16 protein-coding genes are annotated in these 16,036 nt (G+C 45.3%); 7 read left to right on the top strand and 9 right to left on the bottom strand.

Annotated elements, in window-relative coordinates; genetic code table 11:
• Nucleotides 1-138: 138 nt before the first annotated feature.
• On the top strand, nt 139-333 hold the full coding sequence (locus L0660_RS08685; RefSeq protein ID WP_235159136.1) for a hypothetical protein: 195 nt from the start codon (nt 139-141) through the stop codon (nt 331-333).
• On the opposite strand, the gene L0660_RS08680 is transcribed toward L0660_RS08685, so the two are convergent.
• The gene (locus L0660_RS08680) at nt 323-751 is read right to left on the bottom strand and encodes a response regulator (RefSeq protein ID WP_235159135.1); all 429 of its coding nucleotides are present in this window, start codon (nt 749-751) and stop codon (nt 323-325) included. The genes L0660_RS08685 and L0660_RS08680 overlap by 11 nt on opposite strands.
• Before the next feature lie 204 nt (nt 752-955).
• Between L0660_RS08680 and L0660_RS08675 the strand changes: the two genes are divergently transcribed.
• On the top strand, nt 956-2,437 hold the full coding sequence (locus L0660_RS08675; protein WP_235159134.1) for a glycoside hydrolase family 130 protein: 1,482 nt from the start codon (nt 956-958) through the stop codon (nt 2,435-2,437).
• On the opposite strand, the gene L0660_RS08670 is transcribed toward L0660_RS08675, so the two are convergent.
• Together L0660_RS08670 and L0660_RS08665 are read right to left on the bottom strand one after the other, a co-directional pair.
• Nucleotides 2,426-3,436, bottom strand: coding sequence for a glycosyltransferase family 4 protein (locus tag L0660_RS08670; protein ID WP_235159133.1), 1,011 nt, complete (start codon nt 3,434-3,436; stop codon nt 2,426-2,428). The two genes, L0660_RS08675 and L0660_RS08670, sit on opposite strands and share 12 nt — an antisense overlap.
• On the bottom strand, nt 3,433-5,676 hold the full coding sequence (locus tag L0660_RS08665) for a glycosyltransferase family 4 protein (RefSeq protein WP_235159132.1): 2,244 nt from the start codon (nt 5,674-5,676) through the stop codon (nt 3,433-3,435). Before L0660_RS08665 ends, L0660_RS08670 begins: the two co-directional genes overlap by 4 nt.
• 215 nt (nt 5,677-5,891) lie before the next feature.
• Here L0660_RS08665 and L0660_RS08660 point away from each other — a divergent pair, with 215 nt between their 5' ends.
• From L0660_RS08660 to L0660_RS08645, 4 genes are read left to right on the top strand one after another with little or no spacing between them, the layout of a single operon-like run.
• Complete coding sequence (locus tag L0660_RS08660; protein ID WP_235159131.1) at nt 5,892-6,824, top strand: heme-binding domain-containing protein; 933 nt, start codon at nt 5,892-5,894, stop codon at nt 6,822-6,824.
• Nucleotides 6,825-6,835: 11 nt separating this feature from the next.
• Entirely contained in the window at nt 6,836-7,297 is a 462-nt protein-coding gene (locus L0660_RS08655) for a hypothetical protein (protein WP_235159130.1), read from the top strand.
• 27 nt (nt 7,298-7,324) lie between these two features.
• A complete protein-coding gene (locus tag L0660_RS08650; RefSeq protein WP_235159129.1) occupies nt 7,325-8,353 on the top strand; it encodes a sensor histidine kinase in 1,029 nt (342 codons plus the stop codon).
• Nucleotides 8,334-9,095 (top strand): LytTR family DNA-binding domain-containing protein, encoded by a 762-nt coding sequence (locus L0660_RS08645; protein WP_235159128.1) that lies wholly within the window; start codon nt 8,334-8,336, stop codon nt 9,093-9,095. Before L0660_RS08650 ends, L0660_RS08645 begins: the two co-directional genes overlap by 20 nt.
• A 345-nt stretch (nt 9,096-9,440) precedes the next feature.
• Here the strand turns inward: L0660_RS08645 and L0660_RS08640 are convergent, their stop codons facing one another.
• The 3 genes from L0660_RS08640 to L0660_RS08630 all read right to left on the bottom strand — a co-directional run bounded on the left by L0660_RS08640 (nt 9,441) and on the right by L0660_RS08630 (nt 12,379).
• On the bottom strand, nt 9,441-11,030 hold the full coding sequence (locus tag L0660_RS08640; protein WP_235159127.1) for a M12 family metallopeptidase: 1,590 nt from the start codon (nt 11,028-11,030) through the stop codon (nt 9,441-9,443).
• Nucleotides 11,031-11,216: 186 nt separating this feature from the next.
• Nucleotides 11,217-11,771: an alpha/beta hydrolase gene (locus L0660_RS08635; protein WP_235159126.1), complete on the bottom strand. Its 555-nt coding sequence runs from the start codon at nt 11,769-11,771 to the stop codon at nt 11,217-11,219.
• A gap of 107 nt (nt 11,772-11,878) precedes the next feature.
• Entirely contained in the window at nt 11,879-12,379 is a 501-nt protein-coding gene (locus L0660_RS08630) for a DUF3291 domain-containing protein (RefSeq protein ID WP_235159125.1), read from the bottom strand.
• 243 nt (nt 12,380-12,622) lie between these two features.
• Here L0660_RS08630 and L0660_RS08625 point away from each other — a divergent pair, with 243 nt between their 5' ends.
• A complete protein-coding gene (locus L0660_RS08625) occupies nt 12,623-13,018 on the top strand; it encodes a DUF4406 domain-containing protein (RefSeq protein WP_235159124.1) in 396 nt (131 codons plus the stop codon).
• A gap of 15 nt (nt 13,019-13,033) precedes the next feature.
• Here L0660_RS08625 and L0660_RS08620 read toward each other — a convergent pair whose 3' ends face one another.
• The 3 genes from L0660_RS08620 to L0660_RS08610 form a co-directional block, all read right to left on the bottom strand.
• Nucleotides 13,034-13,765, bottom strand: coding sequence for a DUF2490 domain-containing protein (locus tag L0660_RS08620; RefSeq protein WP_235159123.1), 732 nt, complete (start codon nt 13,763-13,765; stop codon nt 13,034-13,036).
• Between the two features lie 19 nt (nt 13,766-13,784).
• Nucleotides 13,785-14,972 carry a chromate transporter gene (locus tag L0660_RS08615; RefSeq protein ID WP_235159122.1) on the bottom strand — a complete coding sequence of 396 codons (1,188 nt, stop codon included), beginning with the start codon at nt 14,970-14,972 and terminating at the stop codon, nt 13,785-13,787.
• A gap of 121 nt (nt 14,973-15,093) precedes the next feature.
• On the bottom strand, nt 15,094-15,939 hold the full coding sequence (locus tag L0660_RS08610; RefSeq protein WP_235159121.1) for a chromate resistance protein ChrB domain-containing protein: 846 nt from the start codon (nt 15,937-15,939) through the stop codon (nt 15,094-15,096).
• Nucleotides 15,940-16,036 lie beyond the last annotated feature (97 nt).

Below are 16,036 nucleotides of genomic sequence, written 5' to 3'. Positions count from 1 at the left end.
TCAGCGCTTTTCAGGCGTGTAGCAAAAGACGAATGGCGCAAAACTGCATTATACCGTTGATCCCGGAAAAGTAACCATAACGGACAAACTATACGGAATATAAGAAGGTTTTGCGCCTGAATAAGGCTACCTTAGCATATGAAAATCAAGATAGTAGGAAAAAAGGATCTCCCGCCGTCAAATTCGACACTAAAATTCAGGATCAAAAATACAACCAACTGGCGCGTTGGCTTTACAGATGGTGAAACCGGTGACTTTGTACAGGAAGTATCCGGAATTACTTACAGCTATTCCTGGAACCAGATTGATGAATACTATCTGATTACGACTTAAAATTATTCGGAGCGGCACATCGCTTCCAGTATTCGACGATGGATTTCAAAGTTTGTTTGATTTCATTGAAGTCCGAGGGTTTTACAAAGAAACCTTGCGCTGATGTGCTGTAAGCTTCAATGACCACATCCTGATTCAGCGCAGTCGTAAAGAACAAATAGGGGATGCACTTTAAGTTTAGCGATGCATTCTCTCGCAACCTTCTTCTTAGTTGGATCCCATCCAACCTGGGGAGGTTGATATCAGATAAGATGATAAATGGCAACGGTGTTTCACTATTTAAATATGCCAACGCCTCGAGCCCGTCGGGAAAATAAATTCTTTTGTTTGCATAACCCAGCTCTTGAAAAGCTTGTTCAATTAACAGTTGGTCATCTGGATCATCTTCAATAATGATGATATCGCCACCTTTATTCATTTTGGCAAAACATTAAATTTTATAGCAAGCAAAAGAATGCAACCTTTTCTTTGACATGATCTTTTCGTTTTATGTAAGATACCCTTTAATAATGGACATTCAACACCATTGGTCGCGGGACTCCTGCGAGGGTCCTCAGGGACGGACTTTGGAGAAAGGCATTGACATTCCGGATTAAAGGCTCACCTTGCTGCAAAACTTCAAATGTCAATCAACATAACCAGGAAGGACATTGTCTTTCAACCAGATTCAAGCCGCGTAATTGCCCGTTTTATGTTTAGCAGTGAAGAAAGGGCCAGGCAATTGATCACAATGATCCTGAACCTTTCCCAGGAACAGCAAAAACAGGAGTTAAGCAATGTCCTGCGCAAATATGCCAAGCGGCACCGCAATATTCTGAGAATTTTTGAACGGCATTTTCACCGGCTCCACCACGTGCTCAGCTCGATGGACATTGATTTGAAACAATTAGGAACCACAGCGGAAATGTTGATAGGTTCTTTTTTTACAATGGAATATTCTATTGAAGCTGCTGCCTTCTTTAATCCATCGATTGTTGAAGATCCGGACCAGTCACGGATAGGTTTTGGGGAGCGCAGGGTTATCCTGAGTTTCCGGGCAACGGGCGAGGGCCATATTTCTTCGATTGTTTTCAGATCGGCCATCATTGACCGGGATAACCTGATCACTGTCGAGCCTCCTGGCCGAATGCTTGATTCGCCTGCACATGTGCGTAACCATGTGTACAAAAAGAAGACTTTCCTGGCAAAACTGGGCGAAATGCAGAACCTGGAAAACGCTGCTTACCCGGTTATTGAACAAAAACTGACCGAAACCTTTACATATGAGGAGTTGAAACGCTACGTCGATGAAACAAACAGGGTCATTGAAATGGACGAGCCTAGCCGCATTTTTCTGAGGGAAATGATGTGGCTGGCATCATCGCATTACGAAATGGATTTTTCCCTGGACACTGATATTTCCGAACGCGTGATCTTTCCCATTGCTGACACAGAAAAACGGGGCATTGAAGATGCCCGGTTTGTTAAATTCATGCAGGGAGACAACGAGCCGGTGTACTATGCAACTTACACCGCATATGACGGAATTTCGATCCTGCCCAAAATCCTGATGACAAAGGATTTTTATCACTTCAAAGTGTTGCCCATTCATGGCGAAATCGCTCAAAATAAAGGCATGGCGCTTTTTCCCAGGAAAATCAATGGCAAATACGCCATGCTTTGCCGGATCGACGGGGTTAATAATTACATTGCTTTTTCTGACAACATCAGTGTTTGGAGACAGGCGACCATGATCCAGTCGCCCAAATTCCCCTGGGAATTCGTGCAGATTGGAAACTGCGGATCGCCGTTGGAGACAGAGGCTGGCTGGCTGGTCCTGACCCATGGCGTTGGTCCTATGCGTGAATACGTTCTGGGAGCGTCCCTTTTTGAGCTGGATAATCCTGAAAAAGAAATTGGAAGACTGAGCCAGCCATTGTTGATCCCAAATCGCAAGGAACGGGAAGGCTATGTTCCTAATGTCGTGTATTCCTGCGGCGCGCTTATTCACAACGAGAGCCTGATTATTCCATACGCGATGTCAGATTACGCATCGACTTATGTAGTTGTGGATCTTAAAGATTTATTAAAAGAGCTGACACAAAATGCGGGATTATCTGTTTAAAATTGATTCATAAACCGCTAGATAGCCATCCACCATCTTATCCTTGGTAAACATGGACTGTGCCCATTCGGCGCAGTCCTTTCTGTTAATCGTTTTTACAAGCCCCACGGCCTCTACTGCCTCGGACACCGTACTTACTAAAAATCCTGTTTGACCGTGCTTGATCAATTCGGACATTGATCCGCGATTAAAAGCGATTACGGGCGTTCCGCAAAGCATCGACTCAGCCACACTGAGTCCAAAAGGTTCTTCAAAACTGATTGGATGCAGCATTGCATAAGCCATGCCGAGCAGCGTGCTCCTCCTTTCTGGCCCGACATTCCCGCAATAAAAGACATTTTCAGAGTCGATATGCGGCTCCACTTCTCGCTTGAAATACCCCTCATCCTGGACCAATCCTGCTATAAGAAGCTTCCTTCCACTTTTCCGAGCGATCTGAATAGCTTCACTTGCACCTTTGTCGGGGTGGATCCTTCCAAAAAAGAGCAGATAATCGTTCGGAAAAGTGATGTAGGGAAATGCTTCTTCGTCGATACCATTATAGACCGTGGCCGTATAACTCAGAGTCTCATCCCGATCCGCATTACTGATTGAAACGTAATGTGTGTCATCATTATATTTCCGGTAAACCTCCTTGATCCTGTCCGACGAAAAACCGTGTATAGTAGTCAACATTGGCGTTTTGATCAGCCTGGAATACGTCAGTGGCAGGAAATCAAAATGGTTGTGAATTAAATCAAATTGATCTGCTTTTTCCATTACATTACTGATATGCAAGCATTCAACCACCTTAGGGTCAACGTTCTGATCTTCCGCATAAGGGACAGTACAAGTAGCATCCAATTTTCCTTTGGTAACTGAATCGGCAGTTGCGAATAATGTTACATTGATTCCTTTTGCTACCAAACCTTCTGCCAGATGGGACGCTACTTGCTCCCAGGGCCCATAATTGCGTGGCGGCGTGCGCCAGGCAATGGATGATAAGATCGCGACTCTCATGGGTGAGCCGCTTTTAACTTGGTCAGCTCTTCAAATGCTTCCAAAACGCTTAGATGAGAAATCAGATAAGCCAATGTGCTTTCAGCTCCCTGGTTCCTGTTTACGCCATATCTTTCCAGTCCATCACAGCAGCCCTTGGTTTCAAAGTCATAAAGACTGATACGGAGATCGTTTTCACCTAAAAACCACATAAAACATGTATTAAGCTGTTGGACATAAGCGGGATCGCTCGTCAGCCGGAACGCCTGGTGGAACATGAGCACCATAGCCAATGCATCCAGTGGCTGCTGGGCAAACATTGAATTTTCGCCATCTTTGAGATACCACTTTTCATTACCTACAATAGAAAGATAACCGTTGTTTAAAGTGATTTTCGAAAGAAATTCCATGCTCTCCAAAGCAACTTGATTGACTCTTTCATCATTCAAAAACTCGGCAGCGTGCAGCATTGCGAGAGGCAAAAAAGCATTATCATAAGCCAGAAGCGATTCATACCAATGCCAGTCATCCGTCCGGTTCAGTTCATAATCCACCATCAGCCGGTTTGTCAACTGCCGCAAAACCTCAATCATTCCTTCGTCCCCTGAGTTGCTTTTCAGATAATGACATATGCCTACGATGGTGTTGGCAATGCTCCGGATGGATTGCAGCTTCACGAAATTGGGTGAAGCGTCAAAGAAAATATCCCGCCCGGTTTGATAATAAGCGTCATTAGGTGCATTTCCTAAAAGATAGCCCAATGCCCATATTGTCCTGCCAAACGAATCTTCTGAACCCACTTCATCCAGGAAATTACGGTTGAAACTCAGGAAATTCCGGAACGCGCCGTCCGGGTTTTGCATGTAATTGATATAGCTCAGGTAAGTAGGGGATAATTTGAGTGCCAGCGGGTTTTTATTCCTTTTATAGGTCATCAGCACCATCAAAAGCGCCCTCGCATTATCATCCAGGCAATAACCTTCTTTCAAATTCGGAATGCCGTATTTGGCGTGTTGAATGATTCCCGTATCGTCGGTGAGCCGTTGTACATGGTCCAGCAAAAATGGAGGCAAGGCCAGCAAATCCAGGATTGTTTCCGTTTCTGCCTGCACATCCGGCTGTTCCGACACGATTTTTTCTGCAAGCTTCGCATATTTTGCGCCGATCTTGGGCCAGGTAATCTCTCGTCCGTAATTGAATGCGTTACTACGTAATTGCATCATTGTATCCGGGTGATCAAGCAAATCAAGAAATACTTCACTTAGAGCCTGGACATCGTTGAACGGAAACAATCTGCCGCGGCCTTCGGAAAGCAATTCGGCAGCATGCCAGTAGGGCGTAGAAATCACGGCAGATCCTGCTCCAATGGCATAGGACAATGTTCCGCTTGTGATCTGTGCCTCATTGGTGTAAGGTGTAATGTATATGTCAGAGGCGGAGAGATATTTAAAAAGCTCAGTCTGGTCAACAAACTCGTTCATGAAAATGACATGCTTTTCAATGCCTAGCTTTTTAACCAATCCTAGCAGGAAAATCCGGTATTCTTCACCTGAATGCCGTATCACGTTCGGGTGCGTTTTGCCTAGAACGATATAAACCAGCTGCGGATACTTTGCAACCACCGCAGGCAGGGCTTTCAGCGCAATTTCAATGCCTTTGTTTCTCCCGATAAATCCAAATGTGAGAAGGACTTTTCTGGATAGAAGCTTGAATTCTTTTTTGACAGACTGTTGGTCAAATTGTATATCCGGAACGCCGTGCGCAATTTGCTCGATTTTACTTTCGGCAACACCATATTCTTCCATAAGCATATCAACCGCCTTCCTGGTCATTACGACGACCCTTTGGGCGATTTTGCAGATCTCAATCATCACAGCCCGCTCATTATAGGAAGGGTTTTTTAGCACTGTGTGCAAAGTGACGATCAACGGAATATTGAGACGGTAAAGGAACGGGAGTATATAAATGCCGTTTTGCCCCCCGAAAATTCCGAACTCATGCTGCAAAACGCAGATGTCGGCCCCGCTGATATTGATAAAACTTGCGGCTTCCAGGTAATCAGCTTGTTCTTCTTGCCGGATGGTCAGTTTCACCTCTTTTGGATAGTCATAATGCTGCCCGTTGTCATCCATCGCTACCACTAGCGCAGTATTTGGGCCATCTGCCCCTGGTGCGGAGTTGACAGCATCATACAGATTTTTGGTAAAGGTGCCAATTCCGCATTCCCGTGGCGGGAATGTGCCTACAAACGAAATCTTCATACAGTGCGGAGTTGATTTCTTCTAAGTTAACCCTATTATCCCGCATTGTTAGGGTTGAAAGTGGATCGCCTGTCACACTTGCCGCCGTTTACTGTCCGGTTCGCCTTCGTCAATGTCTGGTTTACGGTCAAGTTTGCCTGGTACGAGGGCCTGTTGCTCGGAAACAGGGATGAACAGAGCTATATTTGAGCTATGAGAATCAGATATTATACAGAATGAAAAAGCCAGGGTTAACATTTTACAAAAGTGCGGCGATCGTGCTCATCATCATTTTTGGGGCATTTCAAATCGGCTCTCCTGCCATTGAAAATCCGCCGGTGACCAGCGAAATTGTGGTTCCAAAGGAGGTAAAGCAGATCTTGGAGCGGGCTTGTTATGATTGTCATTCCAATGAAGCCAAAGTAGAATGGTTTGATAGGATCGCCCCGGCATCCTTCCTGGTGGCGCATGATGTGAATGAGGCGCGGGCGCGATTTAATTTTTCGGAATGGGACAGAAACCCGCCTGCTGTGCAGGAATTGTTGCTTTGGGAAATGGTGAACGCAATCGATCAGCAGAAAATGCCTCTACAACGTTATCGGCTGGCACATCCCGGCGGCAAAGTGTCTGCATCCGAACTGACGGTTTTGAAACAATATGTCAATACACTTCCCGGAAGGCATAAAGTGGATACAGTCAGGATCGTTGCCCGATCTTTAACAAATGATAAAATTTTGACTCAAAAAACGCCGGTCTCCTTGAATGGCATTCCCTATTCTGCGGATTACAAAAACTGGAAGATCATCAGCGTGACCGATAAGTTTGACGGGGGCAGCATGCGGATCGTTTACGGAAATGATATTTTGGTGAAGGCTCTTAAAAACCATCAACTTCCTTTCCCCGACGGATCCAGGGTGGTAAAGGTCGTTTGGGGTAAACAGGTGGAGGATAAGGACGGCAATGTGCTGCCAGGTAATTTTCAAAATGCACAGTTTATGATCAAAGACAGCAAAAAATACAGCTCAACCGAAGGCTGGGGATTCGCCAAATTTGACGGACTCGATCTCAAACCAGCAGGCAAAACGGTCCTTTTTGAACAGACTTGCGCGAATTGTCACCGGCTGCTTGCACCTGAAAACGATTTTGTATTCAACATTCCGACCAAATAAATAGCACCAAAATGAAGTCAACAATTTCACTATATATCGCAGCGCTGGCACTTTTTGTAATGTCCTGCAACGATCGCAACACTGCCGATCTTGCACCTGAATACCTGTACGATGCGGGAAATGAAAAGGTGATCAAATCCATCATTAATAACAAGAAAGGCACGATTGCAATGCTTTACGGCAATGACGTTGCGCTGCAAACGGCTCAGGATTCTTTGCTCAAACTAAGCCCAGGAGCACAGTATACCCTGGTAACCTGGAAACAAAAACCAATGCCGCAATGGTATGGGACCAATATAAATGCCGAGATTTATTCCGTAGAGCACGTGAATGTTGCTCATGGAAATGTGTCAGGATTGGCATTTGACTATGATTTCAAAACCGGGGAAGGCTTTAAGCCCGGTGACGCCAGGCCCGGAAAGGATCAGCAGATCGAATTCATAACTTCCCAGCGAGCTGCCGTTTTTCCATGATAAAATGCGGAATCGCACCCGGACAGAATGAATATGGTAACAAAAGCGCCGTTTAAAGTTTCAAATACGATCATTTGGACGAGCTCTGTGGTGCTCGGTTTGCTTTCCTCGGTGCCACAGCTGGCTTCGAACAAATTTGTGCCTTTGGAAGCTGCGGTAAATGCGTTCATTACGGCCGCCTTTGCGGTAATTATGTGGTATTTCAATATTTACATGCTTTCACAAAAGGGCAACCGGTCGCAGGGCCAGCAGATATCGTATGCCAAATTAATCAACTCGCTGGCGTTTGGTCTGGTTGTTATGTTGGGACTAGCCTACATTCAGCAGCTTATCCTTTCCCACATGGATTTCGGTCCGGCCATGCTGATGGTGGAAGTGCGTGGGATTTTGATCAATCTGGTGTTTTATATGTTCCTGAATATGCTGCAACAGAATTATGAAAACCAGCATGTGAGCATGGAACTGGAACGGTTCCGGAATGATAATCTGAGTGCGCAATATGACCTTTTGAAACAGCAGGTGAACCCGCATTTTCTGTTCAATAGCCTGAACACGCTTAAAGCAATGGTTGAAACCAATGATCAGCAGTCGGTGGATTTCATCTTAAAACTCGCCAATTTTTACCGATATACACTAGAAAGCCGCAAGCTGGATCTGATCCATTTGAAGGAAGAAATGGAGATTTTGAATGCGTATCTTTTTTTACAGAAAGCGCGATTCGAGGATGGGTTTATTTTTCAAAACAAGCTTGATGAAACTGCGTTAGATACATTAATCCCACCATTTACCTTGCAACTATTAGTTGAAAACTGTCTCAAACACAACATTGTGTCTTTAAGCCGGCCGCTGCAAATCCGGATTTTTAGTGAGGGTGAAAGCATTGTGGTTGAAAACCAGATCCAGCTCAGAAAGAACCAGGAAGATTCCCTGGGTGTGGGTTTGAAAAACATTGAATTGAAATACAGCCATTTATTAAATAAAAAGGTTGAGGTGATCAACGGCCAGGACCTATTTCAGGTAAGACTTCCAATTATTCATGAACATCGTAATCATTGAGGACGAGCTGAAAACAGCCCGCTCCCTTGAAAATATCCTCCGGCAACTGCGTCCGGCAGCCAAAATCACCGGACCATATCAGAGTGTAGAGGAATCTGTTGAGGCACTTTCGGTGGGACCGCAGCCAGACCTGATCTTCATGGACATTCAGTTGGCCGATGGGTTGAGTTTTGAAATTTTCAAATCTGTGGAAATCATTTGCCCAGTGATATTCTGTACGGCTTTTGATGCCTATTCACTGGAAGCCTTCAAACGAAATGGTGTGGATTATGTGCTGAAACCCTTTTCCAAGAAAGACATTGCAGGGGCGCTCGCCAAAGTCGACGATCTGAAAAATTTCTTCCAGCAAAAAGCGATTCCCGATTTAAGCGAGCTGCTCAATAAAATAGTGCCGCCGTCAGAGAAAACCAGTTTTCTGGTATTTAAACATCAAAAATACACCACGGTCCAAACTGCGCAGATCGCGTTTTTTTACATTAAAAATGAAACATCCATGATCATGTGTTTCGATGGGCAGGAGTTTTCACTGAGCCAGTCTCTCGATCAGATCGCAGCGTCCGTAAGCCAAAAGCAATTTTTCAGGGTAAACCGGCAATATCTGGTCAACTTTTCAGCCATTAAGGAAATCGAACATCATTTTCTTAGGAAATTGTATGTGAAGCTGACCATTGAAACGCCTGATCAACTATTGATCAACAAAGAAAAAACGCCGGCATTTCTGGCATGGATGGAGAATCGTTAACAATGTTTTCTCACGCGAAAATCCGTCAAGGCATATCCCGCTGTCAAAAATGATTTTGCCGGTCTGCCTTTACCATCTTACCTTAAGAATTGATAATTTGGTGCGTATAGATAACCTTAGCAAATTCCTTATTTAATTGTGCCAGTGCCGTTTGATGCATCGTTTCACCATCATAATGCTGGCCATTAATGAATAATGTTCGTCGATCAAATCAGGATGCCAGCTTATTCTGTTTTCATAAAATTACATGGTTAGCATAAGGCACATTTAAGTGTGGATCGCTAACAAAAAATTCTCTGCACAATGAACAGTGTGCAGAGAATTTGGTCATGTGCTAAATAGACATTAAGGTTGATCTTCTGAGTTGACGGCTGAAATATCGGTTACATTGGCCCAGCCGCCTGAAATTGGTTTTGTAATCCCTGCTTCATCTACGCTGTATAATGTGCCCTGGCTAACAACCAGCAGATTTTTACCCGTGCATGTCAATTGGGCATTGGACGAAAAAGTTGTGGTTCCGTGTTGGACAATGTCGCCGTTGGTCGGGTTTACTTTATAGAGCTTGCCGCTCGGTTTGATGACATAAAGCCAGGCTTTCCAGCCCACCATTTCGGTAACCCCGCTGTATCCGTATCCCATGACACTATTGTTTTTGCCATCAATTGAAATAATGTGGAGCCTGTCGCCAACCACCGCGTAGGGAAGCCCGAATGCGTAGGCCAATGCGGTTCCGCCGGTGAAAAATGGCCCTGTGTATTGCTGTCTAACACAATTTGTAGCTTCGGTTTTCCATACGCTCCCGTCTTGCAATGTGAATATATTTCCTTTGTAGTAAGTCATGCCATTTACGGGCCCTGTGCCTGATGTTACATTATAAGCCCAGCCAGATTTCGATCTGATCTGCGTCACCTTATTGCCTTGTGATAGAAAGAATTGATCTTTCAACGCATAAATCTCACCTGCTCCGGTGTAAAGCGTTGCCAATGGTGCATTTTTGCCCGTTGCCGCGTCTCCCGCCAGAATGCCGGTAGGCGTAACAGCAAACACATTGGAATACATAGCAGTAATGCACTGGGCATCGCCTACTGACAGATGGCTTCGCTGCACGGTAAATGCCTTGTTATCGAGCGTAGTCATGACAGGCTGGCCGTTTTGTGAGTATGCATACGAGTCGAGCATCATAATAGAGCCGAAATCGAAGGAGCCGTATTTTCTGTTGTCATATCCCTCATTATCGAGGATTGTAAAGTTCGGTTTTGCGGCTTCGGCAACATTGTTGAGATTAACCTTAACATTAGCGTTCCGGTCGTAGCGTGTATGCTCGTGCAGCAGGCCCGCTGTGTGTCCGATCTCATGCAGAATACCACCTTTGGTCGGGAAAAACGGAATCCCTATAAACTGCTGGCCGCCTATGCGGCCAATAGAAGATGAGTAGCCCCGGCTGCGTGTAAATGTCACATAACTTGTCTGTGCAAATTGATAACCCGGAATCTCAGCAAGAGAACGACGACGTATAAAACGCAAAGGAGTAGCAGCTTCCACATCAGCAATCGCTGCGAGAATAGCACTGTCATCCGAAATGCTTGGGTCCACGATATACTGGATGAAGTTGTTGGGCCAGAGTGAATGTATCTTGGTAAAAGCCTGGGTCCTTGCACCGGTGTTTTGGCCCAGTTGTTCCGGTGTCAGGATGATATCGCCTTCGAAAACCGCCTTTCCATCGATTTCTGAATAGGTTATTTCTTTGCCAAAAAGCCTTCCTCGTTTTGTGATGCCATCTTCTCCGGGATAAGCCGTTTCCGGCGCTACGACATTCACTCTCGCTTCTGCCGACGCGCCTACCGCTTTTTCAGGCTCCATTTCCCGGCACGAAGTAAGATAAAGTGTCGCACACAATGCAATTGTTGTCTTGGCTAATAAATGGTTTGTTTTCATGATTGCCCGATTTTAAAATGATTTGGTTTCAATGAATGTTTCCCACATTCGAATGATCAAAACTAAATCTGGTTCGGGCAGCAAGCCTGAGATAATCGGCGAAGGGAGGGTTAAAATCGCTCAACGTAAGGCATCACTTTTCCTGCGAAGCAATTTGCTAGTGGTCGATATTGGATATATGCCGGATTACGCCAGTTTAAGCGATAGAATATCTTTTGCTACAACATGAACGTCATTATTCAGCTGGTGCCCTCCGGATGGAATTTCTCTAAATGTCGCCCATGGAAGTTCCCGCTGATAATTAGCAAGTTGAATAAACGGAACTTCCTCATCGTCCTGGCAATGATACAAGAAGAGCGGAATATTCTTATCGATCGTTTCTGCAAAATCCTGACGCAATTTAAAAGGCGCCACCCAGTCTTCGCTTCCTTCCCAGAAAGGTGTGGCAATCAGAAAAATGCCTGCAATCCTTCGCTCAATGTTGAATTCGGAAAGGCATGCCAGCAACATGGACGCACCTAGGGAGTGGGCAACTAAGATGACCCCATCTTCACTGTCTGAAATAGCTTCCTTGATTTGCTTTCGCCTCCCCAGATCCGGTGATCCGTCATTGGGTAAGAAAGGATAATGGATGGAGTAGGGAGCCCCCAGGCTGTCTTCCAGTGATTCGACCAGTTTTTTGTCAGCGTCATAATCTTCTTTCGACCCGCCACCGTGAAAGAATATAATGCGGTTTGCCATAAGCTTCTATAGTTTGAAATCAGACTTTAATTATCAACCCATCAAAGTTATTCAAATGATAGCTCCGCCAGGCAGGCAAAACCGGACATATGCAGGGGGAATGTCGGTCAGTATTGACTGGGATAACTACTACTCAGTACGATCTGTTCAGCGCCGTATAATGGTGCTGGAAAGGGATGTTTAAAGCTAAAAGCATAAAAAGAGGGGCCATTTGTCGTCAGATAATCAAGCCGCTCAATGGCTTGTTCCATCGTAGGGAATGCTCCTGCGGGAACCCACCACATTGCCATGGATACCTTTCCGTAGTTCAAAAACCACTCGCGCCGTCTTTTTAAAAATTCAGCATGAAAAGAGCGGTAGGTAAATGCCTGTAAAGTCGGTATATCCCGCCAAACAGAAACATTGGTGATAATGGTCAGGTCTTGAAAGGGATCAAGCCCAGTTGCGTTGTTATTCTCTGCTTTCAAACGCCACACAAAACCTTCACTTACTTCTGCAAGTGCATTAACTGCATCGAGATTGTCTACAAACTCTTTCATCACAGGATCATTGATATCAATTCCCTTCATCTTGGCCACATTAATTTGGGCCAGTTGGTATTGCTGCATTGCTATGGATTTTATCAGTTTTATTTCAAAGCACTTATAGGTATTGATCAGAAATGATCTAACTTGCGCAAAAGTAATCAGAATTAGGCGTCGAGTTATCGGATAGGGAAAAGATAATAGGGAAGTTCGTGAACGGCTATTGATCTGGTTAGCCGGGCCTGGTCAGCGGCCGAACTGGATTTTCTGTTCACATTTTCATGAGAAACACATATTAATTAACATAATAACAGAGGTATGAATCAAATGATGATCTTAGTAGCCGGCCCTTATCGTTCGGGAACGGGTGATAATCCGGAGCTGATTGAGGCAAATGTAGATGCTATGACAAAGGCGGCTTTGGAAGTTTATAATAAAGGCCACCTACCGGTAATGGGGGAATGGTTTGCATTGCCATTGATCGAAGCGGCAGGTTCGCAAACCATGGGGGACGAAATATTCAATAGGATCTTTCATCCTGTGGCTGTTGATCTAATTGCTAAATGTGATGCAGTTCTCAGGATTGGAGGCCCTTCTGCCGGGGCGGATGAAATGGTGACTACGGGAGCAAATCAAGGAAAAACCATTTTTAGAAACATTAATGAAATCCCTGGATTGGTAAATAATAGAGCCCTTTCCAATGTAGCCGACCGTCGGGCATAGCTAAGGAAAAGAATATTACTTTTTGGCCCGGATATCCAGGTTGTGAAACACGAAAACCCTTAGCACATTGTTGCTGTTAAAATGGTTGCCCGAAGGAAGTTGCTGGAACTGGTTCATATAACCGACTTGCAAATTGAGCCCTTTGGTAAACTGGTAACCCAGGCCCACGAAAAGGCGGTTCTGGTCAAAAAGATTATAAGTAATCTGCTTGCCGGCATTGATATGAATTTCATCATTGAATGCAAAGAACACTGTCCCCGGCTCGATGAAATCACTGTTTAGGGGAACCATCAGATTGAGCAGATACCTGAACCGGAAGTTGAAATTGTAACCTTCCTGCAAAGCATCATTGGCAATCTTGCGGTTAAATCGCTCCTCCACCCGGATCCACTGCTGGGTTTGCAGCCGCTTCTGACGGCTCGTCCAAAGCACCTGCTGCCAAAGCCTGTTCTCAGGCCGAACAGTGTGCAGGCCAGCCGCAGGATAGCTGCGTGCATAGGCATAACCGGCCGTGAACCTGAGGTGGTCGTTGGCATAATAAGTAATTCCTGGCCGAATGATCTGTGTGGACCAGCGGTCTAAAAAATCAGTTCTTCTTGCATGCAAATCCAGCCAGATACCCCATTTATCTGTTATCCTGGTCTGGTTGAAATAACCTAACCACACGCCATTGAGCTTATTGACTTGTTTTTGTGCTTGGGACGGAACTGAAAACAGGACAAGCAGTAGTAAAGCTAATCTTTTCATAAAAGCAATTAATCAGAATTTATAGGTACGTTTTCAGGCAAAAACCAATGAGCGCCGCAGCCACGATAATGTAAGGTTCTTGCAGTTTCTTAAAATAAATAAGTGCAAGTATGGTCACAACTGCGAGGATGGCCGATGCAATATCAACAATTGAGCGGGTCGCAATTACAATGACCGACCCGACCAGCGCGCCGACCACAGCCGCTGTAATCCCATCGACAAATGCTTTGATACTGGCATTCTTGGAGATTTTTTTGAAGTAAGGTGCGGGCAAAACTGTGAAAACAAAGCAGGGAAGAAAGACGCCCAAGGCAGCGACGGCCGCCCCGGCAAACCCGGAAACCAGAAATCCGATAAAGCCAACGGTTATCACAACCGGTCCGGGCGTGATCATGGCAACCGCTACGGAATCCAGGAACTGCTGCTCATTGAGCCATCCCATCTCGCCAACGACACCTGCCTGCAAAAATGGAATAATTGCCAGGCCGCTTCCAAAAACAAAGGCGCCTGCCTGAGTAAAAAATAATCCGAGTTTGACAAGCTCGTCAGGCTCATATTGCCAGAAGCCCGTGCCAGCCAGGAGGATGACAGACAAAGATGTATCCCTTCGTTGCAGCCATTCGGGCGGCGCTTTCACGACCATATAAATGAAGCCCAGAAGAATGAAAAGCCACACTTCTTCCCGCTGCGTGATCGCAGTAACGAGGGCCATTGTAAAAAAGGAAATCCAGAGGATCCATCTGCTTTTGATCGCTTGTAGCTCTATTTTACTGATTGATTTGATAGTGAGTTTGTAACAACTTAGCGTAATGATACCGATCACCGCTGCGCCAACGCCATAAAACACAGATTGCATCCAGGGAAGCCCGCCGTAAAGTTTGTAAGCCATCCCCAACAAAACTACCATGACAAAGGACGGTAGCACAAAGGCAAGTCCGGTAAGGGTAGCGCCCCAAATCCCGTGATGCACGTAGCCCAGGTAAATGCCGAGCTGGGCAGCAAGCGGGCCAGGAGCCAGTTGGGCAAGGGCCAGGCCCTCGCGGTATTCATCTTCACTAATCCACCTTTTGTCTTCCACCAAATCGCGGTGCATGTAGCCGATCAGGGCAACGGGACCGCCAAAGCCCAGCGTACCGAGTTTCAGAAAATAGCTGGTCAGCTCCGTCAGGCTGTATTTAGTTGTTTGTGGCTGCGTCAGGGTTTCCATACATGTTTTTTCTTCGAAGGCATGAATGTCTCCAAGTTTACACTCGTATTTGCTTTACAATGCAATACTAGGGCACCCAATGACCAAATGATAGAACGGAAATGACGGATTTGTACAGAGATTACTTTTTTGGCAAATTTTTCCGGAAATCCGACGGATTTTGTCCCGTTTGGGCTTTGAAGATCCTGTTGAAATGGCTTTGATCTGAGAACCCGGTCAGATAAGCAATCTCGGATAAGGTATGGTCGGGGTTTGCAAGCAAATCGACGGCTTTTTCTATGCGCAGCTTGCGAATGTATTCACCAAAGGACAGGTTGCTGAAATACTTCGAAAACTCGCGGGACACGTAGGAGGGATGTATTTGTAAACCCTCCGAAATCTCTTTCAGGCTTAAACTTAGGTTGGTATCGATCTGGTCCTGAATGATTTCTTTGAGTTCTTTTGCCCATTTAGGGGTTTTAAGATGCTCAGATTTCTGTTTATCCAGGTAAGTATTAAAAACAGCCAGCAGCAGCTTCTCGGTTGGGTTTTGGGTGTGCTTTTGTTTCTGAAGGTGCGTTGCCCAGCTATAAAGCGCATCATAAATCAGCATTCCTTTTTCAAGCAGTTCCTGATCATCATTGATATTATAAGCGAGGCCAGCCGATATTGCCCAGAGTCCGGATGACTGGGCAGCCAGCGAATGGTCGTCAGTATCAGCCCCACGGATGATGACAGCCATATCCTTTAATGCAGGATCTTCGATCTCATATCTTTCGAGGAAAAAGTCGAAAGTGCAGCGGTCTTCATAATGAGTAAATTCGGTGTCCGGAATATCGAAGGGCGTAGCGCCCAGTTCCGCTGCTTTGGCTTTAACCTGATCAAATGGGAAGAAAAAGATCTGTGCATCCGGATCAATGAACCGTTTGATCAGCCAGGGACAGGCGATACGGTCAATTTTTGGGCGTTCGCGGGTGATCCATTTCATTCTGACTATATAAACTGACTATACAAAAATGTTTTGTCCGTCAAAGTTAACGATTGACACTTGACAAAACTTCGGAATATAATGAGCAGTATGTGAT

Origin of the sequence: Dyadobacter sp. CY351 (assembly GCF_021502625.1) — a bacterium.
Lineage (GTDB): Bacteria > Bacteroidota > Bacteroidia > Cytophagales > Spirosomataceae > Dyadobacter > Dyadobacter chenhuakuii.
The sequence above is the reverse complement of the archived record's forward strand: the minus strand, read 5'-3'. Positions and strand labels throughout refer to the sequence as shown.